Here is a 19,362-nt window from a genome sequence, read left to right on the forward strand (position 1 = left end):
CCACGCTGATGCATGTGTCGTTCCGGGAATTGCCGTTCTGGGAACGCCAAGCAGTGCCGAAGCCCAGCCGAGAGACCAGCCATGAGTTTCATCATCAAGAAAATGTCACGCCGCGCGCTCGTGCAGGCGCTGATCGCATTGCCTGCCCTGTCTTTGTTCCGCAAGCTGCCTGATACCGATGCCGCCGGTCCAAAGCCCGACCCGAACGAGATCGTCGAGGTCAATGGCTGGATCCTGAAGCGGAGCGACCTGGCATGATCTTCGACAGCTACGAGGCGTATCGCGCCGCGAACTTCACCCCGAAGGTCTGCATCCTCGGCTCCGGTCCGGCCGGCACGACCATTGCCCGCAAGCTTGGCGCAGCCGGCATTCCGGTGGTGGTGATGGAGGCGGGTCCGCGCGAATTCAGCGATGAGTCGCAGGACTTTTACCGGGGCAGCACGGTCGGGGATTTCTATTTCGATCTCGACATTACCCGGCTGCGGTTCATGGGGGGCAGTTCCAACCACTGGGCAGGCTGGTGCCGCGTGCTCGACAAGCAGGATTTCGAGCCGAAGGCCTGGGTACCCGATACGGGCTGGCCGATCCGCCGCACCGACATCGAACCCTATCTGCCGGAAGTGCGCGACATTCTCGACCTTCCGGCCCTCCGGCCCGATATGCCGATCTCGGACGATATTCGCTGGGTGCAGCTGATCAAGAGCCCGGCCGTGCGCTTCGCGGAGAGATTCGGCGACGAACTCGACAAAGCCACGAACATTGCGGTGGTGCTCAACACTTGTGCCACCGAGATTACCGGAGACGGCAAACGCGTGACGGGCGCCAGATTGTGGTCGAACGGACAAGATGCGGGCTCCTTCAGCGCCGACTATTTCATCGTCTGCACCGGCGGGCTGGAGAATTCGCGGCTGCTTCTATGGTCGAACCAGCGCTCGAACGGCGGCGTCGTGCCGAATGCGGCGGCGCTTGGCCGCTACTGGATGGAACATCCGACCTTCGAGGGCGGCAACGTCATCCTGGCCGACTACAACGCGTTCGAGGTCGACGCCGTCAACGAGGCCTTCTTCTCGCCGACACTTGCCGCCATGGAGCGGCTGCAGATCATGAATTTCGGCATCAGATTGATCGAGACGCCGTATCCCGGCGTCAAGAGCCTTATCGCCGACCTCGCCTGCACGGCGCCCGACATGGCCGAGTGGATGTCCTCCAAGCTCAGCCAGAGACTGCGCTGCGCGGCCCAGCTCTACGTCGCCTGGGAACAGGCGCCGCTGGCCTCCAACCAGATCGAGCTGTCGAAGACCGATGTCGACCACGCCGGCGTGCCGCGCATCGAGCTGCACTGGAAGAAATCGGAAATGGAGCGCCGCACCCTGCTCGAAGGGCTCAGACTGTTCGGCAAGACGCTGATCGAGAAGGATCTCGGCCGCGTGCGCATTGCCGACTGGATCAGCAATGGCCAGGACTATCCGACCGATGACGAGACGGCGGGCCATCACCATATGGGCGGCACGCGCATGGGCACCGACATCAGCAAGAGCGTGGTCGACGCCAACTGCAAGGTGCACGGCATGGACAATCTCTATGTCGGCGGCTCCTCGGTGTTCTGCACGTCGGGCCAATGCAACCCGACGACGACAATCACCGCGCTGGCCTGCCGGCTGGGCGAGCATCTGAGCAAAGTGGTCATCGCCTGACGGCTGCAGGGCAACGTGCTGCCTAGAGCGTCGCCGGGTCAAGCGCCGGCTGGTCCTTGCGGCGGGCGACGATCGCCTCGAAATCGGCGGTCCGGAAGGCATCGCGCAAGGCGTCGAAGGACGGCAGCACGAAATAGGCGCGCTGGAATTTGTCGATCTCGTAGCCGGTGCGCATCACCGTTTCCAGGTCGAAGGGCACGTGGTGGGCGTCCTTGCCTTCGACCGCGAACTGCAGCTCGGTAAACGACGACATCAGGCCGGCGCCAAAGGCCTTTAGCGGCTGGCCGGCCTCCTGCATCAGGCCGTATTCGGCCGTGTACCAGTAAAGCCGGGAAATCATCTCGTCGCCGCCCAGCGCGATGATGTTGCCGGCCTTCTCGCCATACATCTGCATGAAATCGGCGAACACCGGTTGCGACAGCGCCGGCACGTGGCCGAAGAAGTCATGGAACATGTCGGGCTCGACAATGTAGTCGAGTTCCTGCCTGGTCCGCAGCCAGTTGGTGACCGGGAAGCGGCGATCGGCGAGATGATCGAAAAACGGGGCCGCGGGAATGAGCCCCGGCACCGCGACGATCTGCCAACCGGTCAGTTTGCGCAGCTTGGCGCTGACCTCGTCGAAATCGGGAATACGGTCGAGCAGGCCGAGTTTTTCGACGCCGTCGAGATAGGAATGATGGGCGAGCTTGCGCGTCAGCTTGGTCTGGCGGTCGCACAGCGTGCGCCACACCGCCTGCTCTTCTTCGCTGTAATCGTAACCCTGCGACACGGTGAAATCGGCACGGCAGACCGAGTAGTCGCCGCGCAATCCTTGCGCCGCGCAGTCGCGGGCATATTCGGCAACACTCATCGTCGTCATGGTTTTTCTCCTCGCAAATCATGAATGGCTGACATGCTGAAGACTAAGCGGATTTGCGGAGGCAAATCGGTTTCATGATGGCTCGAATTCGGAAATCGAGATAGTATTCACTCAGAAATTCCCAGGAAGGAGTGAAAATGCCTCAGTTTGACGATTTCGAGATCAAGATGCTCGATGTCCTGCAGCGCGACGGGCGCAAGCCGGTGTCCGAGTTGGCGCAAGAGATCGGCCTGTCGACAACGCCGTGCGCGCGGCGCTTCGAGGCGCTGCAGGAGACCGGCATCATCAAGGGTTTTGCCGCGGTGATCAGCCGTCGCGCGGTCGGCCTGATGGTCGAGGTGTTCATCCAGGTGCGCCTCGTCAGCCACAGCGACGGCTCGCCGGAAAGCTTCATCGCCGCCGTGCAGCGCATGGACGAGGTGTCCTCGTGCTGGACGATGACCGGCGACCATGATTTCCTGCTGCATGTCATGGTGCCGTCGGTCGACGAGCTCAACGCCTTCGTCATGCACCGGCTGATGCGGCTCGACGGCGTGCGCGACGTCCACACGCAGTTGGTGCTGCAGAACATCAAGGGGCCAGGCCATGTGCCGCTCGGGCATCTCAGGCGATGACAATGCCTCCCTTCGCACTCCTTGGGGAAAAGCTGCACGCAAACTGCTGAAACGGGCCAAGCGCGCGTCGATATCGTCGGCCAGCTTGCGCGGACCAACTGCCCAAGAGGTCCGCCATGAAAATCGTCCTGATCAATCCGCCGCACACCGCAATCGGCAGCCGCGTGCCCGACGATCACCTGCCGCCGCTCGGCCTGCTGGCGATCGGCGGGCCGCTGATCGATGCCGGGCACGAAGTACGGCTCGTCGACGCCGAGTTCGGGCCGATGCCGCTCGATGACGTCGTGCGCAACGCACTTGAGGACCACCCCGACTTCGTCCTGATCGGCCATTCCGGCTCGACCTCGGCGCACCCGACCGCCTTGCTGATCTCACGCATGATCAAGCAGCGGGAGCCGGCGACCATCATCATCTATGGCGGCGTTTTCCCGACCTATCATTGGCGCGACATCCTGACTGCCACGGATGCCTTCGACTTCATCGTGCGCGGCGAGGGCGAGGCGACCGCTGTTGCGCTGGTCGAGGCGCTGGAAATGCGCCAGCCGCCGGCGAGCGTGGCCGGCATCGCCTGTCGCGACGATCTCAGCCGCCCCTTCGCCACGCAGCCGGCGATGACCATTGCCGACCTCGACGCCTACCGCGTCGGTTGGGAGCTGATTGAGCACTCGCGATACGGTTACTGGGGCGGCAAGCGGGCCGTGGTCATGCAGTTTTCGCGCGGCTGTCCGCATCTGTGCAACTATTGCGGCCAGCGCGGCTTCTGGACCCGCTGGCGCCATCGCGATCCCGTGAAATTCGCGCAAGAAATCGCCTGGCTGCATCGCGAGCACGGCGTCGAGCTGATCAATCTCGCCGACGAGAATCCGACGGTCTCGAAGAAGGCCTGGCGCGCCTTCCTCGACGCCCTGATCGCCGAGAACGTGCCGGTGCTGATCGTCGGTTCGACCCGCGCCGACGACATCGTGCGCGATGCCGACATCCTGCATCTCTACCGCAAGGCCGGTGTCATCCGCTGGCTGCTCGGCATGGAAAACACCGACGAGCAGACGCTTCAATTGATCCGCAAGGGCGGCAGCACCTCATCCGACCGCGAGGCGATAAGGCTGCTGCGCCTCAACGGCATCCTGTCCATGACAACCTGGGTCGCCGGCTTCGAGGACGAAGGATTTCGCGACCTGTGGCGCGGCTTTCGTCAGCTGATCGCCTACGACCCGGACCAGATCCAGGCGCTTTATGTTACGCCGCATCGCTGGACGCCGTTCTTCCGCATCGCGCGGGATCGTAAGGTGATCCAGCAGGATGCGCGCCTGTGGGACTACAAGCACCAGGTGCTGCAGATGACGCGGCTGAAACCCTGGATGCTGTTCTTCAGCGTCAAGCTGATCGAGCTGGCGGTTCAATCACGGCCGAAGGCGCTGGCCCGTATCCTGTTCCACGAGGATCCCGAGCAGCGCCATTCGATGCGCTGGTACACACAGATAGGCCGCCGCGTCTGGTTCCGCGAGGTCTGGGGCTTTCTGGTCCGCGAAATCAGGGTGAAAGACGGCCCGACGCTGGCCGAATTCTGGGGCGCGCCGCAGGACGCCGAGGAGGAATCAATGTCCGTTCGACGCCCGGCAAGAAAGCCCGCCATTCCCGCCATAGGCAGCATTGAAGATTCCGAGGCGAAAAAGTTAGCCGGCTGACGAGCCCCTCAGGGCACGATCAGCGTGCCGGCGCCGTGTTCGGTGAACAGTTCCAGCAGCACCGCATGCGGCGTCTTGCCGTTGAGGATGACGACACCTTCGACGCCGCGCTCGATCGCTTCGATGCAGGTCTCGACCTTGGGGATCATGCCGCCCGAGACCGTGCCGTCCTTGATCAGCGCCTTGGCCTCGGCCACGGTCAGCTCGTCGATCAGCTTCTTGTTCTTGTCGAGCACGCCCGGCACGTCCGTCAGGAACAGCAGGCGCGTCGCCTGGCAGGCGCCGGCAATGGCGCCGGCGAAGGTGTCGGCATTGATGTTGTAGGTGTGGCCGTCGCGGCCTGGCGCCACCGGCGCCAGCACCGGGATCATTTCGGAGCGTGCCAGAAGATCGAGCAAGGTGCGGTCGACCTCGACCGGCTCGCCGACGAAGCCGAGATCGAGCACCCGCTCGATGTTGGAGTCCGGATCGATCATGGTCTTGCGGGCCTTTTCTGCAAACACCATGTTGCCATCCTTGCCGCACAGGCCGATCGCCCATTCGCCCTCGGCGTTGATCAGCGCGACGATCTCCTTGTTGATCGAACCGGCCAGCACCATTTCGACGATCTCGACCGTCTTCTGGTCGGTGACGCGCAGGCCGCCCTCGAACTTGGATTCGATGCCCATCTTGGCCAGCATGGCGCCGATCTGCGGGCCGCCGCCGTGGACGACGATCGGGTTGACGCCGGATTGCTTGAGGAGCGCGATGTCGCGCGCGAAGGCCTTGCCGAGCTCGATATCGCCCATGGCGTGGCCGCCATATTTCACCACGACCGTCTTGTGCTCGTAGCGCTGCATGTAGGGCAGCGCCCGCGACAACAGGGCTGCCTGCATTTCGGCGGTGGCGGTTATTTCCGTCATCGGCTTGGTTCCCTGGAGATCGGTAAGGACGGCGGCGTCTTAGCGGGAATTGGCGCCGCCCGCAAATGGCTTTGCTGTCATATTCGAGTGCTTCACGACCTCGTCATCGTGTCGGCACCATCAGCGGCGCCCTGCGGCCCAACCAACCCGAGATCTTCTCCATCTGCGCGGCGAGCGACAAAAGCGTCTCCTCGTCGCCCGGACGGCCCGCAGCCTGGATGCCGATCGGCAGGCCGGCGTCAGTGACATGGACCGGCAGGGCGATCGACGGCTGGCCGCTGACATTCTGGATCGCAGGCCAATGGGTGAACCAGAGGCTCTTGTCCATCAACTGGCCGAAGAACGGCTTCAGCTTCAGCAAGGGCGTCAGATGAAGCTTGTCGAGCAGGTTCTCGATGAGTTCGTCGGCGCCTTTCGGATCCATGCCGCCGCAGGCAAGCGGCGGGTGGGCAATGACCGGCATCAGCACGGCGTCATACCGCGCGGTCTCCGAAATCAGGCGGCGCGAGGCGGCATGCAGCCGCTGCAGGTCGGCATAGGTTTCGCCGGCCGACACCAATTCGCCGAAGCGGGCGAGCACGCGCGTCGCCCGCTCGATGTCGCCGGTAACGGAACGGCCGACGCGCAGCGCTTCGGCCCGCATCGTGCCAGCGACGGCGGAAGCAACCGTCCTGCAGAAATCGGCGAAGAAATCGCGGCCGATAAAGGCCAGGTCGATCTCCTCGACCGTATGGCCGCCCTCGCGGGCAAGCGCCACCGCCGTGTCGAGCGCCATGAGCGTCTCGTCCGAGATCGGCAGGCCAAGCGGGGATTTGCGGTACACGGCCAGGCTGAGCTTGCCGGGATCGCGTGCGGCAGCGGCCGCGAACGTGCCCTTCGGCGACGGGGCGGCATAGGGCGACAGGAGGTCGGGTCCATGGGTGAGGTCGAGCAGCAGCGCGCAATCGCGCACCGAACGGGTGAGCGCATGATCGACGACCATGCCGTACCAGCTTTCGCTCACCAGGGGCGTCAGCGGGGTGCGGCCGCGCGACGTCTTCAGACCGACAAGCCCGGTGCAGGCGGCAGGCACGCGGATCGAGCCGCCGCCATCCGAGGCATGCGCCACCGGCACGACGCCGGCGGCGACCAGTGCAGCCGCACCACCCGACGAGCCGCCGCTGGTGTGACCGGTGTTCCACGGATTGCGGGTGATGCCGAAGGCCCTGGATTCGGTCATCAATCGAAGCCCGTGCTCCGGCGATGTCGAGGTGACGATCGGGATAAGCCCGGCAGCGAGATAGCGGTCGGTGAGCACCGAATTGACATCGGCCAGCCATGCCGGAATGCGGCTGCCGCCATGCGTCGGCACGCCCTTGATGGCGATGCCGAGATCCTTGATGGCGAAGGGAACACCGGCCAGCGGCAGCGAGCGGTCGATGGTCTTCGCACGCGCCCGCGCGGCATCGTAGAGCGGCTCGGCCGTGGCATTGATGTCGGGACGGGTGGCCTCGGCGCGGGCAATCGCCGCGTCGGTCAGTTCGACGGCCGAAACCTCACCCTTGCGGACCAGATTGGCGAGGCCGGTCGCGTCTTGCGCCCACAGTGTATGTTCAACCGACATGCGTGCCCCCATCACCGCCAGCAAGCTAGCCAGTGGCGACTTCATTGGCAATCGAGGGATAGACCCAGGTTGGCGACACGCAAGCTTGGGCGTGCACAAGGTTATTTCCGCCGTTGCAAATACATTGCAATCGCCTAACTTGCCGCACATGACGCCGCAGGACATCACCAAGCTGATCGTCCGGACTTCGATGAAGGATCGGGCCGCGTTCGATCTGCTTTACCGGCAGACCAGCGCGAAACTTTTTGGCGTCTGCCTTCGTGTATTGAACGACCGGGGAGATGCGGAAGAAGCGCTACAGGAAGTCTTCGTCAAGATATGGACGAAGGCGGATCGTTTTTCGGTATCCGATCTAAGCCCGATCTCCTGGCTGGTGGCGATAGCGCGCAACCATGCGATCGATCGCATCAGAGCGCGGCGCAAACCCGCCGTCGATATCGATGCCGCGCTCGACGTGGCCGATCCGGCGCCGGGGCCTGAAGCGATGGCGGTGGCGGGCGACGAAACCGAACGTATCCACCATTGTCTCGATGAGCTGGAAAAGGACCGGGCGGCGGCCGTCCGGGGCGCCTATCTCAAGGGCGAGAGCTATGCCGAACTGGCGGAGCGCCATGGCGTGCCGCTGAACACGATGCGTACATGGCTGCGCCGCAGCCTGTTGAAACTCAGAGAATGTCTGGAAAGATGACGCTGGCAGAAGACACAGGACCGGAACGTGGAGGCGACGACCTGCTCGCCGCCGAATACGTTCTCGGCGTGCTCGATGCCGACGAACGCAAGATCGTCTCCCGCCGCATCGATGCGGATACGGTTTTCGCCCGTCTTGTCGAGGGCTGGGAGGTCAATTTTTCACCGCTGGCTGCCGCCTATCCGGAGATCGAGCCGCCGGCTTCGATCAAGCCTGCGATCGATCGCCGCCTGTTCGCGTCCGCCGCTTCCGTGGCCACGCCCGCCGAGTCGCGCGGCGGCCTGTGGTCCAGCCTCGCCTTCTGGCGCGGCCTTGCCGCTGCCGCGGTTGCGGCACTGGCGATTTACATCGCCGTGCCAGTCCTCAACCCGCCGGTCGAGCAGCCGCAGGCGCGCCTCGTCGCTTCGCTGGCCGCCGAAGGCAGCGACGTCAGATATCTTGCGGTCTACGACGCCGCGCATCACGAAGTCGGCCTGTCGCATGTCTCCGGTGAGCGCGCTTCCGGCAAGGACTTCGAGCTGTGGATGATCGAGGGCAAGAACCCGCCGGTCTCGATGGGCGTCATTCCGGTCGGGTCGACGGCGCACATCGTCGTCTCGCCGGCGGCCCAGCAGAAACTTGCCCAGGGCGCGGTGCTTGCCGTCAGCCTCGAGCCGTCAGGCGGTTCGCCGACCGGACAGCCGACCGGACCGGTGGTTGCAGCCGGCGACCTGAAGAGTATCTGACTTCTCTGCGCCTAAAAAATCACACCAGACTATCATAAGTCTATCTTTCGCCGAACACGCCGATAGACAACATGTTGGCCGGCGACCCAATGTTCGGAAAAATCCCTCTGGCGCGATGGATAAAATCAAAAATCACAATATTTCTGAAACTCGGGCGATTTTGTTCCGTATCTCCTCGCGTCCCCAAAGATGGGAAGAGAAAAACCCGAGGAGTTTGACATCATGCGTAGATACGCCACCCTTTTGCTCGCCGGCACGATCGCCGTTTCCGCTCTTGCCACCGCCGCCTATGCCGAAAACCCGATGGTTGGCGGCGCCGCGATGTTTGCCGACAAGAACATCGTCGAGAACGCCGTGAACTCGAAGGATCACACCACGCTGGTCGCCGCCGTGAAGGCCGCCGGCCTTGTCGAGACGCTGCAGGGCGCCGGTCCGTTCACCGTGTTCGCGCCGACCAACGAGGCCTTCGCAGCCCTTCCGGCCGGCACGGTCGAGACGCTGCTCAAGCCCGAAAACAAGGATAAGCTCACCAAGATCCTGACTTGCCATGTCATCGGCGCCAAGGCGATGGGAGCGGATGTGGCCGCGATGGCCAAGGCCGACGGCGGCACCCACAAGGTCAAGACGGTCGGCGGCTGCGAGCTTTCGCTCAAGGCCGAGGGCGGCAAGGTCACCGTCACCGACGAGAACGGCAATGTCGCCAATGTGACGATCGCCGATGTCGAACAGTCCAACGGCGTCATCCACGTCATCGACAAGGTTCTGCTCCCTAAAATGTAAAAAGGGGGGCCAAGATGTAACAAGGGGCTTGCTGCCGGCGAACTGACGGCAAGGACCCTCCGTCGATTGCATGATCCCGCTCCCGTGATCCGCAATTGACCCGCGCACTCCGCGTCGTCCACGTTCAGATGTGGGACGGCGCGGAGTGTTCGTTCGGGGGCCACCGTCACCGGCTTTTGATTTCCGCGCGGCGGTATAGTTTGGCAAAAGGACATCAGGAGGAACTGGTCATGAACCGTCGCGATTTTCTTTTGAGCGGTGCCGCCGCCATCGGCGTGATCGGGGCCGCGGCAACGATGCTGCGCATGGGCGATCCGCAGGCAGCGCGGGCGGCCGAAAAGTTCGAAGTCACCAAGACCGACGCCGAGTGGAAAGCCATCCTGTCGCCGGCCGCTTTCGACGTGCTGCGCAAGGAAGGCACTGAGTATCCCGGCACCAGCCCGCTGCTCAACGAACATCGCAAGGGCATTTTCGCCTGTGCCGGCTGCGACCTGCCGGTCTATTCGTCCGAGACGAAATTCGATTCCGGCACCGGCTGGCCCAGCTTCTGGCAAGAGATCCCCAAGGCGATCGGCACGACCGTGGACCGGTCGCTCGGCATGACCCGCACAGAGGCACATTGCCGCCGCTGCGGCGGCCATCTCGGCCACGTCTTCGACGACGGCCCGGCGCCGACCGGCCTGCGCCACTGCATCAACGGCGTGGCACTGACCTTCAAACCCGCCACGGCTTGAGACCATAAACTGGAATGCAAAAAACTCCGGGCTTGCGGCCCGGAGTTTTTGCGCGGTCAGAGCTTTTCGGGCGTGGACTGGAGGAGCTTCCCGAAACAGCTGCCGCTTACGGATCTCTTGTTTAATGCCCGCCGCCACCACCACCGGCCGCGGCCGGCTTGCGGATCAGCATGGTGAACAGGCCAAGCGTCGCAAACAGCACCGTCAGCATGAAGAACACGTCCATGAAGGACAGCAACGCCGCCTGCTGCTGCACCATGCCAGACAGCTTGGAGATCGCAGCGCTTGTCGCGTCGAGGCCGGGGGTCTGCTCGAAATTGAGCGTCATGTTCTGCAGCTTGGTCTGCGCGGCTTCGCTGCCCCACTGCACATGCTCGGAGAGCCTTGCGTAGTGGAAGGCATTGCGGTCGATCAGCACGGTGTTGATCAGGGCGAGGCCGACGGCACCGCCAAGGTTGCGGGTGAGGTTGAACAGGCCGGACGCATTCTTCAGCCGCTCGGGCGGCAGCGTGCCGAGCGCGATGTTGTTGATCGGAACCATGCACAGCATCATCGAACATCCACGCAGGATCTGCGGGATGAGCAGCTCGTAGAAATCCCAGTCGGCGGTCAGATGCGTCATCCACCAGGTGCCGGTGGCGAAACCGAAGAAGCCGACCATCATCATCAGGCGCGGGTCCATCTTGTTCGACAGGATGCCTGAGATCGGCGCGGTGAAGAACATGGCCAGGCCGCTGACGAACAGCGCCTCGCCGATCATCATCGAATCGTAGCCGCGGATGCGCCCGAGGAACACCGGATAGAGATAGGTCAGGCCGTAGAGGCCGATCCCGATGACGAAGGAAAACAGCGAGCCGAAGGCAAAGTTGATGTTGGTGAAGGCCTTCAGGTCGACGATCGGCTCCTCGGCGGTGAACACGCGCCAGAAGAACAGTACCGCGCCGATGGTCATGACGATGGCGCAGATGAAGACGCCCTGGTCCTGCAGCCAGTCATTGTTGGGGCCTTCCTCCAGCACATATTCCATGCAGCCCAGGAAAGCCGCCATGCCGGCGAGGCCCCACCAGTCGAACTTGCTGAACAGCTTGAGGTTGGGCTTGTCGAAGTCGATCAGCGTCCAGGCCGCCGTTGTCACCAGGATGCCAGGCACGACATTGACCAGGAACAGCCAATGCCAGGACATGGCATGGCTGATATAGCCGCCGACGGTCGGGCCGATGGTCGGCGCCAGCGTCGCCACCAGGCCGATCATCGGCGAGACGACGGCGCGACGCGAGGGCGGGAAGATGGTGAAGGCAGCGGCAAAGACGCTCGGTATCATGCCGCCGCCGATGAAGCCCTGGACGGCGCGGTAGACGATCATCTGGTCGATGTTGGTGGCGGTCGCCGCCAGCGCACTGGCCGCGGTAAAGCCTGCCGCCGAGATGGTGAACAGCACGCGTGTCGACAGCATCCGGCTGAGGAAGCCCGATAGCGGGATCATTACCACTTCGGCGATCAGATAGGCGGTCTGCACCCACGGGATTTCGTCGGAGCTGGCGCTCAGGCCGGCCTGGATCTCGGACAGCGAGGCGGAGACGATCTGGATGTCGAGGATGGCCATGAACATGCCGAACACCATCGCCAGGAAGGCGATGACGCGCCGCGTCGAGATGGTGTCAGGCACAGCCGGCCTCGCCGGCGGTGCTCCTGCTGTCAGGGTTGCGGTTGCCATGGCATTGCTCCCTGGCGGCCGCTCAATTCGCGGCCACTGAGCCCGACCCGGATGGGGCGGTGCGGCTGTCGACGGCGACGATGACGCTCAGGCCGGCGCGCAGCTTGCCGCTCTTCAGCACATCTGCCGGCACATCGATGCGGACCGGAACGCGCTGCACGACCTTGGTGAAGTTGCCGGTGGCGTTTTCGGGCGGCAGCAGCGAGAACACGGCACCCGAAGCCGGCGCCAGCGACGAGACGGTTCCCTCGAAGTCCTGGCCGTCGGTCGCATCGACCGAGATCTTGACCTTCTCACCGGGAACCAGCCGGGCAAGCTGCGTCTCCTTGAAATTGGCGACGATGTAGAGCTTGTCCATCGGCACGATGACGGCGAGCTTCTGGCCGGGGCTGACGAGGTCGCCCTGTTCGACCGAGCGGTTGCCGACGATACCGTCATAAGGCGCCTTGAGCACGGTGAAGGAAAGATCGCGCAGCGCCTTGTCATGGCTGAGCTGCAGGGACGCCAGCGTGCTCGCCGATTCCGCGCGTTGCGCCTGCAGCACGCCGATATTGGCGTGCGCGGCGGCGATCTGTGCGTCGGCGCCGACAAGGGCGGCATCGGCCTGCTGGACCGCAGTCTGGGCGTCGTCCAGCTGCGCCTGCGTGCCGACATGCGTCTTGAGCAACTGTGAGGCGCGCGCCGCGACCTTGGCTGCATTGTCGGCCGCGGCCTGGTCGGCGACCTTCTGCGCCTGGGCCTGCTGCAGCGAGGCGCGGGCTGCGTCCGTCTGGGCGTCGATACGGTCGAGCGTCTTGCTCAAGGTGGCGATCTGCGCCTCGGCCTGGGCCACGGCAATCTTGTAATCGCCGTCATCGACGACGAGCAGCGGATCGCCGGCCTTGACCGACTGGTTCTCGCTGACCTTGACCTGATCGACATAGCCGGAAATCTTGGGCGAGATGAACGCCATGTCCGCCTGGACATAGGCGTCGTCCGTCGAGATCATGAAGCGGCCAGTTGTCCAGTAATCGTAACCGTACCAGGCGCCGGCGCCCAGCAAGGCAACGCCGATGATCGGCAGCAGGAAGGAACGCACCGAACGCTTCTTCTTGGCCGGAGCCTCCGCCGGCGGGGACGAGACGGGCTGGACAGGCATATCCGGCGCTTCCGTCGCCGGCGCAACCTTGGCGTTGGGGAAGGGACGGACTTCGGCTGTGGTCGGCGCGTTCGAGGACATGACATCTCTCTAAAGTTATAATATAATACTGAACCGTTCGGTTCGATCCGGCCGTTGACATAGCGCGTAAAGAGGACCATATCAAGGGCAATCGAACCGCTTGGTTCGAATTATTTTCGAGGTGTGACTTTCATGGCCGAGACCCCGCCCAATGTCGAAAACGAGTCGTGCGACGACCTGTTGGAAAGCTTGCGCCGTGGCCGCCCGGCCGCGGGGCAGGATCCGGTCAAGCGCAGCCAGATCATCGACGGCGCCCGTCGTGTCTTCATCGACAAGGGCTTCGAAGCGGCCTCTATGAACGACATCACCCGCGAGGCCGGTGTCTCCAAGGGTACGATCTACGTCTACTTCGCCAACAAGGAAGAGCTGTTCGAAGCGCTGATCGAGGAAGAGCGCGGCACCATCTTCAAGAACATGTATGACGTGCTGGACAAATCCGACAACCTGCGCGAGACGCTGGTGAAGTTCGGCAAGGTGCTGGCCCTCAAGATCACGTCGGCCAAGGTGATCCAGGCGCAGCGCACGGTGATCGGCGCATCCGACCGGATACCCGACATGGGCGCGCGGTTTTACGAACGCGGTCCCAAGCGTGGCCACGACAAGGTCGCGGCGTTTCTCAATGCCGCCATCGAGCGCGACCTGCTGCGCATCGACGATGTCGATCTTGCCGCCTATCAGTTCACCGAGCTGTGCCTGGCCGGTCTGTTCCGCCAGTGCATCTTCGCCTACCGTACCAAAGCCCCGACCCAGGACGAGATCGACCGCATCGTCAGGTCAGGCGTCAGCATGTTCCTGAAGGCATACGGCACCGAAAGGCTTGTGGCAGAAGAAGGCCATCAGACGATTGCTGTCGAGGCCAAGCCCTAGGCCATGCTCTGCCCTAGCTAGACCGTGCTCTAAGGTGTGGATGCTTTAGCCGCCATTCGCCGCGAGCACGATCGCGGCCTGCAATTCCTGAAGGCCCTCGGCTTTTTCCGAAGACGTCGCCAGCACGAACGGAAACGCCGCCGGCCGCTTCTTGATCTTTGCCAGCGTCTCCTCGATCAGCCGCGGCACGCCGGCGGTCTTGATTTTGTCGGTCTTGGTCAGCACGATCTGGTAGGACACCGCCGCCTTGTCGAGCAACGACAGCACTTCATCGTCCTTGGCCTTGATGCCATGACGGGCGTCGATCAGCACATAGACACGCTTCAGCGTGACGCGGCCCTTGAGATAGTCGAAGACCAGCTTGGTCCACTCGTCGACTTTCTCCTTCGGCGCGGTGGCGTAACCGTAGCCCGGCATGTCTACCAGCGCCAAGGGCGGCAGGTCGGCGCCCTCACCCGAGAATCCGTCCGGCACGAAATAGTTGAGCTCCTGCGTGCGCCCCGGCGTGTTGGAGGTGCGCGCCAACCCCTTCTGGTTGACCAGCGCGTTGATCAGCGACGACTTGCCGACATTCGAGCGGCCGGCAAAGGCGATTTCCGGCGGTCCTTCCGGCGGCAGGAACTTCATGGCCGGCACGCCACGGATGAAGATCCATCCGCGCGTAAACAGTTCGGTGCCGATTATGCTGCTGTTCAGAGCGTTCAAGCTGCTGCCTCCAGAAGAGAGATATTGGCACCCCGGATAGCATCGAGGTTGCGGCTGACCTTGTCCACCGGCCAGTTCCACCACGCCACCGCCAGCAGCCGCCTGATTGTCCGGTCGTCGAAACGCATCTTTACCACCTTGGCCGCGTTGCCGGCGACAATCGCATAGGACGGCACGTCATGTGTCACCACCGACTTCGCAGCTATGATGGCGCCGTGGCCGACTTCCACCCCGGGCAGGATCACCGCCTCCATGCCGATCCAGACGTCGTTGCCCACGATTGTGTCGCCGCGCACTTCCCTGGACCATGTCGCCGGATCAAAACCCTTTTCCCAGCCATGGCCGAAAATATTGAACGGGTAGGTTGAAAAGCCGGACATGGCGTGGTTGGCGCCGTTCATGACGAAGCGCGCGCCCTCGGCGATGGCGCAGAACCTGCCGATGATCAGCTTGTCGCCTATGAACGGATAATGATGCAGGACGCATTTCTCGGCGAATTTGTCCGGTCCGTCGGGGTCGTCATAGTAGGTGAAGTCGCCGATCTCGATGTTCGGCGCATTCACCAGCCCCTTGAGGAAGCCGACGCGGGTATGCATCGGGATCGGGTGCTTGATGTCTGGGTTGGGTCCGTCCATGTCGAATCCGTCAGAGAAATGGCCGCCAGGCGCATCCGAAACTCGAATGCGCCCGTTCAAAATAGCGTGATCCGCCCTATAGCACCAATCGGCCGACGAGCGAGCTTTCCTTGACGGCCTTGCTCATTTGCTGCCGCGGCAAATCACGATCGGATCGGACAGCGCACTGTCGAAACCGCTGCCCTGATAGACGGTGACATTCGTGGCGCCGGGCGGCAGCATGAAGCTGCCTTCGACGATTTTCTGGTCGCCGGCCGGCATGTGGAGAGCCCAGCTATAGGTGCAAAACTGAGGCGGCGCCTGGGGTTCGACGTGGCTGCAGTTCAATTGCGCGCCACCCAGCATGGCGGCGCCGCCGCAGCTGACGGCGTCCTTTGCGAGCGCAATGCCGGGGCATCCCGCAATGGCCGCCACGGTCGCGATCTTCAGCCAATTCATCCTCGTATCCTCGCCCGGCAACGGCCTGCTACCTGAGCCTTTTTGTGGGTCGCAGCCCATGCGTCATTTTTTCCAGGCGGGCTTAGTCCGTCTTGCGCACCGCGTCCAGCGGGATTATGTGCATGATGATAATAAGCATGCTCACTAAAAGTCGCACCGAATAACCCCAGTACCTCCCATGCCATCGTCACCCAACATCAGCTTCGTGCTGCACGATGTCGCGCGCCTGCTTCGAAAGCGGTTCGAGCAGAGGTCGCGGGCATCGGGGCTGACCCGCGCCCAGTGGCAGGTGCTGGCCTATCTCTGCCTGCATGAAGGCATCCACCAGAGCAAACTGGCCGATCTTATCGAGATCACGCCGATCACGCTCGCCCGGCTGCTCGACAAGATGGAGGCAAGCGGCTTCATCGAGCGCCGGCCCAATCCCGCTGACCGCCGGACATGGCTGCTCCACCTGGAGCCGCATGCCCATCCGCTCATCGAAATCATGCGCAGCAATGGCCAGAAGACGCGTGACGAGGCCTTCGTCGGCCTTCCCGCGGATGCGCAACTGCATCTGCTGCAAACCCTATCCCTCATCAAATCCAATCTGCTCGCGGCTTGCACCCAGCCTGCCGTCGACCGGGAGAAAATACATGGCTGAATCAACCTCACCAAAGAAGCCTGTCGAAGAAGGCGGATCCGCCGCCGACCGGGCGCGCGACCAGGTCATCCGACTGGACAGCGAACGCGAGCAAAGGCGAGCCAGCACCGTCATCGGCAATGACGAGCTCGAAGCACCGGTCGCCCTGGAGCCGGCGGCGCTCGAGGCTCCGTCCAAGGAGCCACGCCAGGCCGGGGTTGCGGAAGCGCCTCCGGCGCCGGTCAAGCCCAAGCGCGGCCGGGCACGGCCGATCCTGTTTGCCCTGCTTCCGGTCGCGCTGGTCGTCGGCGGCTATTACTACGTCATCGGCGGTCAGGTCATGACGACCGACAACGCCTACATCCAGGCGCAGTCGCTCGGCGTTTCCACCGATGTCTCCGGCACTGTGTCCGAGATCGACGTGCACGAGAACGAGGCGGTGAAGAAGGACCAGGTGCTTTTCCGGCTGCGGCCGGCCTCTTTCGAAACTGCTCTTGCCGCCGCCCAGGCGCAGCTCGGCACGGTCCGCAACCAGGTGCTGACCCTGCAGGCGAGCTACCAGCAGTCGCAGGCGCTGATCGAGCAGGCGCAGGCCGACATTCCCTATTATGAGGCCGCTTTCCAGCGCCAGCAGGATCTGCTCAAGACCTCCACCTCTTCCAAGGCGACCTTCGATAGCGCCCAGCACGACCTCGTCGCCGCCCGCCAGAAAGTGTCCGTTGCCCAAGCGCAGGCACAGGCGACGCTTGCCCAGCTCGGCGGCGAGGCCAGCCAACCTGTGGAGAAGAACCCGTTCTACCTTCAGGCGCAGTCGGCGGTCGACGACGCACAGCGCAACCTTACCGATTCCATCGTCAAGGCGCCGTTCGACGGCATCGTCACCAATGTCGACGCGCTTCAGGTCGGCAAGTACCTGCCGGCTTCGCAGCCGGCGTTCAGCCTGATTTCGGCGACCGATCTGTGGATCGCGGCGGAGCCGAAGGAAACCGAACTGACCTATGTGCGGCCAGGACAGACGGCGACGATCAGCGTCGACAGCTACCCCGGTGCCGTCTGGCACGGTACGGTCGCCTCGATCAGCCCGGCGTCGTCGTCGAGCTTCTCGTTGCTTCCGGCGCAGAACACCACCGGCAACTGGGTCAAGGTCGTGCAGCGCATTCCGATGCGCGTGACGATCGATGATCTCCAGGGCAAGCCGCCGTTGCGCGGCGGAATGAGCGTCGTGGTCGGCATCGATACCGGCCACGCGCGCGGCCTGCCCGACTTCGTGACGGACCTCCTCGGCCGGTTCGGGCAGAAGTCATGACCGGCGCGTCCGCGACAGGTGGCGTGGTTGCCAATCGTGGCGCCATCACCGCCTGCGTGATCCTGGCCGTCATCATGCAGGCGTTGGACACGACCATCGCCAATGTGGCGCTGCCCTACATCCAGGGCAGCGTTTCGGCGAGCGCCGACCAGATCAACTGGGTGCTGACGTCCTATATCGTGGCGGCGGCCGTCATGACGCCGCCTTCGGGCTACCTTGCCAATCGTTTCGGCCGCAAGCGCATCCTTTTGATATCCATCACCGGCTTCGTCGTCGCGTCGGTACTGTGCGGGTTCGCGCAGTCGCTGCCGCAGATCGTCGGCTTTCGCCTGCTGCAAGGCCTGTTCGGCGCAGCCCTGGTGCCGCTGGCGCAGAGCATCCTGCTCGATATCTACAGCGTCGAAGAGCGCGGCTCGGCGATGGCGCTGTTCGGCGTTTCGGTGATGGTCGGACCGGTGCTCGGACCGGTCATCGGCGGCTGGCTGACCGAGAATGTCAGCTGGCGCTGGGTGTTCTACATCAACGTCCCGATCGGCGCCCTGGCCTTCGCCGGCGTGTCGATGTTCGTCCAGGAAACCAAGACGGACCTCAAGGCGAGGCTGGACTGGCTGGGCTTCGGCATGCTCAGCGTCACCATCGCATCGCTGCAGATGTTCCTCGATCGCGGCGAGCAGCTCAACTGGTTCTCGTCGTCCGAGATCATCGTCGAAGCGCTGATCTGCGCGTCGGCCTTCTACATCTTCCTCGTCCACACCTTCACCGCCCGCAACACCTTCGTGAACCCGAGGCTCTTCCTCGACCGGAACTTTGCCGTCGGCATGATCTTCATCTTCATCATCGGCATCACCTACCTGGCCTCGCTGGCCCTGATGACGCCCTATCTGCAGACGCTGATGGGCTATCCGGTGGTGACGGCCGGCATCGTCATGGGGCCGCGCGGTCTCGGCACCATGGCTTGCATGTTCCTGGTCGGCAGGCTGATCGGCAAGGTGGACACGCGCTGGCTGCTTCTAACCGGCCTGCTGGTCACCGCCTGGGCGATGTACGACATGACCGGCTGGACGCCTGATGTGTCGCAATGGACGATCATCAGCACCGGCTTCATCCAGGGCGCGGGCCTGGGCTTCCTGTTCGTGCCGCTGACCACCATCACCTTCGCCACGCTGGCGCCGGAGCGGCGCGCGGAAGGTACAGGCCTTTACAATCTGTCGCGAAACATCGGCTCCAGCGTCGGCATATCCGTCGTCACCGCGCTGTTAACGCAGAACGTGCAGATCAACCACGCCAACATCGCCACCTATGTGACGCCTTACAACCAGGCGTTCGGCAATCCGGCGATCTTCCAGGCGATGAACCCATACAGCGCCGCCGGCCGGGCCGCGCTCGACGGCGTGGTGACGCTGCAGGCGACAATCATCAGCTACATGAACGACTTCAAGTTGATGATGATCCTGTCGCTGGCCGCCATCCCGCTGGTGCTCTTGCTGCGCAAGCCGTCGACACCGGCCAAGATCGACCACAGCGCCGTCATGGAGTGACGGCACGCGAGGCTTGTCCGCATAGACAACGGTT

Annotated in this window: 20 protein-coding genes; 12 read left to right on the top strand and 8 right to left on the bottom strand. The window is 63.4% G+C overall.

Going from position 1 to position 19,362, the window contains the following annotated elements; genetic code table 11:
- The first annotated feature begins 81 nt into the window (after window positions 1-81).
- Both LB558_RS09385 and LB558_RS09390 read left to right on the top strand, forming a co-directional pair.
- A complete protein-coding gene (locus LB558_RS09385) occupies window positions 82-258 on the top strand; it encodes a hypothetical protein (protein ID WP_224697304.1) in 177 nt (58 codons plus the stop codon).
- Window positions 255-1,694 (top strand): GMC oxidoreductase, encoded by a 1,440-nt coding sequence (locus LB558_RS09390; protein WP_224697305.1) that lies wholly within the window; start codon window positions 255-257, stop codon window positions 1,692-1,694. The genes LB558_RS09385 and LB558_RS09390 overlap by 4 nt, the downstream gene beginning before the upstream one ends.
- 22 nt (window positions 1,695-1,716) lie before the next feature.
- Here LB558_RS09390 and phhA read toward each other — a convergent pair whose 3' ends face one another.
- Window positions 1,717-2,553 carry a phenylalanine 4-monooxygenase gene (phhA, locus tag LB558_RS09395; RefSeq protein ID WP_127260534.1) on the bottom strand — a complete coding sequence of 279 codons (837 nt, stop codon included), beginning with the start codon at window positions 2,551-2,553 and terminating at the stop codon, window positions 1,717-1,719.
- 137 nt (window positions 2,554-2,690) lie between these two features.
- Between phhA and LB558_RS09400 the strand changes: the two genes are divergently transcribed.
- Complete coding sequence (locus LB558_RS09400) at window positions 2,691-3,167, top strand: Lrp/AsnC family transcriptional regulator (protein ID WP_224697306.1); 477 nt, start codon at window positions 2,691-2,693, stop codon at window positions 3,165-3,167.
- 116 nt (window positions 3,168-3,283) lie between these two features.
- On the top strand, window positions 3,284-4,852 hold the full coding sequence (gene bchE / locus LB558_RS09405) for a magnesium-protoporphyrin IX monomethyl ester anaerobic oxidative cyclase (protein WP_224697307.1): 1,569 nt from the start codon (window positions 3,284-3,286) through the stop codon (window positions 4,850-4,852).
- Between the two features lie 8 nt (window positions 4,853-4,860).
- On the opposite strand, the gene argB is transcribed toward bchE, so the two are convergent.
- Complete coding sequence (argB, locus tag LB558_RS09410; protein ID WP_013528489.1) at window positions 4,861-5,754, bottom strand: acetylglutamate kinase; 894 nt, start codon at window positions 5,752-5,754, stop codon at window positions 4,861-4,863.
- A 103-nt stretch (window positions 5,755-5,857) separates the two neighbouring features.
- On the bottom strand, window positions 5,858-7,357 hold the full coding sequence (locus LB558_RS09415) for an amidase (protein ID WP_224697308.1): 1,500 nt from the start codon (window positions 7,355-7,357) through the stop codon (window positions 5,858-5,860).
- Window positions 7,358-7,505: 148 nt separating this feature from the next.
- On the opposite strand from LB558_RS09415, the gene LB558_RS09420 reads away from it, so the two are divergent.
- From LB558_RS09420 to msrB, 4 genes are all read left to right on the top strand, one after another.
- Window positions 7,506-8,045 (top strand): sigma-70 family RNA polymerase sigma factor, encoded by a 540-nt coding sequence (locus LB558_RS09420; protein WP_224697670.1) that lies wholly within the window; start codon window positions 7,506-7,508, stop codon window positions 8,043-8,045.
- Complete coding sequence (locus LB558_RS09425) at window positions 8,042-8,770, top strand: anti-sigma factor domain-containing protein (protein ID WP_224697671.1); 729 nt, start codon at window positions 8,042-8,044, stop codon at window positions 8,768-8,770. Before LB558_RS09420 ends, LB558_RS09425 begins: the two co-directional genes overlap by 4 nt.
- A 222-nt stretch (window positions 8,771-8,992) precedes the next feature.
- A complete protein-coding gene (locus LB558_RS09430) occupies window positions 8,993-9,550 on the top strand; it encodes a fasciclin domain-containing protein (RefSeq protein ID WP_224697309.1) in 558 nt (185 codons plus the stop codon).
- Window positions 9,551-9,780: 230 nt separating this feature from the next.
- The gene (gene msrB, locus LB558_RS09435) at window positions 9,781-10,284 is read left to right on the top strand and encodes a peptide-methionine (R)-S-oxide reductase MsrB (RefSeq protein WP_224697310.1); all 504 of its coding nucleotides are present in this window, start codon (window positions 9,781-9,783) and stop codon (window positions 10,282-10,284) included.
- Between the two features lie 121 nt (window positions 10,285-10,405).
- On the opposite strand, the gene LB558_RS09440 is transcribed toward msrB, so the two are convergent.
- Together LB558_RS09440 and LB558_RS09445 are read right to left on the bottom strand one after the other, a co-directional pair.
- Window positions 10,406-11,998, bottom strand: coding sequence for a DHA2 family efflux MFS transporter permease subunit (locus LB558_RS09440; RefSeq protein ID WP_224697311.1), 1,593 nt, complete (start codon window positions 11,996-11,998; stop codon window positions 10,406-10,408).
- A gap of 22 nt (window positions 11,999-12,020) precedes the next feature.
- The gene (locus tag LB558_RS09445; protein ID WP_224697312.1) at window positions 12,021-13,217 is read right to left on the bottom strand and encodes an HlyD family secretion protein; all 1,197 of its coding nucleotides are present in this window, start codon (window positions 13,215-13,217) and stop codon (window positions 12,021-12,023) included.
- 132 nt (window positions 13,218-13,349) lie between these two features.
- Between LB558_RS09445 and LB558_RS09450 the strand changes: the two genes are divergently transcribed.
- Window positions 13,350-14,084: a TetR/AcrR family transcriptional regulator gene (locus LB558_RS09450; protein WP_127260542.1), complete on the top strand. Its 735-nt coding sequence runs from the start codon at window positions 13,350-13,352 to the stop codon at window positions 14,082-14,084.
- A 45-nt stretch (window positions 14,085-14,129) separates the two neighbouring features.
- Here LB558_RS09450 and yihA read toward each other — a convergent pair whose 3' ends face one another.
- From yihA to LB558_RS09465, 3 genes are all read right to left on the bottom strand, one after another.
- Entirely contained in the window at window positions 14,130-14,789 is a 660-nt protein-coding gene (yihA, locus tag LB558_RS09455; protein ID WP_024502094.1) for a ribosome biogenesis GTP-binding protein YihA/YsxC, read from the bottom strand.
- The gene (locus tag LB558_RS09460) at window positions 14,786-15,424 is read right to left on the bottom strand and encodes a CatB-related O-acetyltransferase (RefSeq protein WP_224697313.1); all 639 of its coding nucleotides are present in this window, start codon (window positions 15,422-15,424) and stop codon (window positions 14,786-14,788) included. Before LB558_RS09460 ends, yihA begins: the two co-directional genes overlap by 4 nt.
- A gap of 123 nt (window positions 15,425-15,547) precedes the next feature.
- The gene (locus tag LB558_RS09465) at window positions 15,548-15,862 is read right to left on the bottom strand and encodes a hypothetical protein (protein WP_224697314.1); all 315 of its coding nucleotides are present in this window, start codon (window positions 15,860-15,862) and stop codon (window positions 15,548-15,550) included.
- A gap of 178 nt (window positions 15,863-16,040) precedes the next feature.
- Between LB558_RS09465 and LB558_RS09470 the strand changes: the two genes are divergently transcribed.
- Genes LB558_RS09470 through LB558_RS09480 form a run of 3 tightly spaced genes read left to right on the top strand, consistent with a single transcriptional unit; the run spans window position 16,041 to window position 19,328 of the window.
- Entirely contained in the window at window positions 16,041-16,505 is a 465-nt protein-coding gene (locus LB558_RS09470; RefSeq protein ID WP_224697315.1) for a MarR family winged helix-turn-helix transcriptional regulator, read from the top strand.
- A complete protein-coding gene (locus LB558_RS09475; protein ID WP_224697316.1) occupies window positions 16,498-17,790 on the top strand; it encodes an HlyD family secretion protein in 1,293 nt (430 codons plus the stop codon). The genes LB558_RS09470 and LB558_RS09475 overlap by 8 nt, the downstream gene beginning before the upstream one ends.
- Window positions 17,787-19,328: a DHA2 family efflux MFS transporter permease subunit gene (locus LB558_RS09480; protein ID WP_224697317.1), complete on the top strand. Its 1,542-nt coding sequence runs from the start codon at window positions 17,787-17,789 to the stop codon at window positions 19,326-19,328. The genes LB558_RS09475 and LB558_RS09480 overlap by 4 nt, the downstream gene beginning before the upstream one ends.
- Window positions 19,329-19,362: the final 34 nt, after the last annotated feature.

The sequence above is a fragment of the Mesorhizobium sp. CO1-1-8 genome, from assembly GCF_020164875.1.
GTDB lineage: Bacteria > Pseudomonadota > Alphaproteobacteria > Rhizobiales > Rhizobiaceae > Mesorhizobium.

Coding starts and splice junctions, on each gene's coding strand:
- LB558_RS09385 (WP_224697304.1), top strand. CDS start 82: ATGAGTTTCATCATCAAGAAAATGTCACGCCGCGCGCTCGTGCAGGCG.
- LB558_RS09390 (WP_224697305.1), top strand. CDS start 255: ATGATCTTCGACAGCTACGAGGCGTATCGCGCCGCGAACTTCACCCCG.
- phhA (WP_127260534.1), bottom strand. CDS start 2,553: ATGACGACGATGAGTGTTGCCGAATATGCCCGCGACTGCGCGGCGCAA.
- LB558_RS09400 (WP_224697306.1), top strand. CDS start 2,691: ATGCCTCAGTTTGACGATTTCGAGATCAAGATGCTCGATGTCCTGCAG.
- bchE (WP_224697307.1), top strand. CDS start 3,284: ATGAAAATCGTCCTGATCAATCCGCCGCACACCGCAATCGGCAGCCGC.
- argB (WP_013528489.1), bottom strand. CDS start 5,754: ATGACGGAAATAACCGCCACCGCCGAAATGCAGGCAGCCCTGTTGTCG.
- LB558_RS09415 (WP_224697308.1), bottom strand. CDS start 7,357: ATGTCGGTTGAACATACACTGTGGGCGCAAGACGCGACCGGCCTCGCC.
- LB558_RS09420 (WP_224697670.1), top strand. CDS start 7,506: ATGACGCCGCAGGACATCACCAAGCTGATCGTCCGGACTTCGATGAAG.
- LB558_RS09425 (WP_224697671.1), top strand. CDS start 8,042: ATGACGCTGGCAGAAGACACAGGACCGGAACGTGGAGGCGACGACCTG.
- LB558_RS09430 (WP_224697309.1), top strand. CDS start 8,993: ATGCGTAGATACGCCACCCTTTTGCTCGCCGGCACGATCGCCGTTTCC.
- msrB (WP_224697310.1), top strand. CDS start 9,781: ATGAACCGTCGCGATTTTCTTTTGAGCGGTGCCGCCGCCATCGGCGTG.
- LB558_RS09440 (WP_224697311.1), bottom strand. CDS start 11,998: ATGGCAACCGCAACCCTGACAGCAGGAGCACCGCCGGCGAGGCCGGCT.
- LB558_RS09445 (WP_224697312.1), bottom strand. CDS start 13,217: ATGTCCTCGAACGCGCCGACCACAGCCGAAGTCCGTCCCTTCCCCAAC.
- LB558_RS09450 (WP_127260542.1), top strand. CDS start 13,350: ATGGCCGAGACCCCGCCCAATGTCGAAAACGAGTCGTGCGACGACCTG.
- LB558_RS09460 (WP_224697313.1), bottom strand. CDS start 15,424: ATGGACGGACCCAACCCAGACATCAAGCACCCGATCCCGATGCATACC.
- LB558_RS09465 (WP_224697314.1), bottom strand. CDS start 15,862: ATGAATTGGCTGAAGATCGCGACCGTGGCGGCCATTGCGGGATGCCCC.
- LB558_RS09470 (WP_224697315.1), top strand. CDS start 16,041: ATGCCATCGTCACCCAACATCAGCTTCGTGCTGCACGATGTCGCGCGC.
- LB558_RS09475 (WP_224697316.1), top strand. CDS start 16,498: ATGGCTGAATCAACCTCACCAAAGAAGCCTGTCGAAGAAGGCGGATCC.
- LB558_RS09480 (WP_224697317.1), top strand. CDS start 17,787: ATGACCGGCGCGTCCGCGACAGGTGGCGTGGTTGCCAATCGTGGCGCC.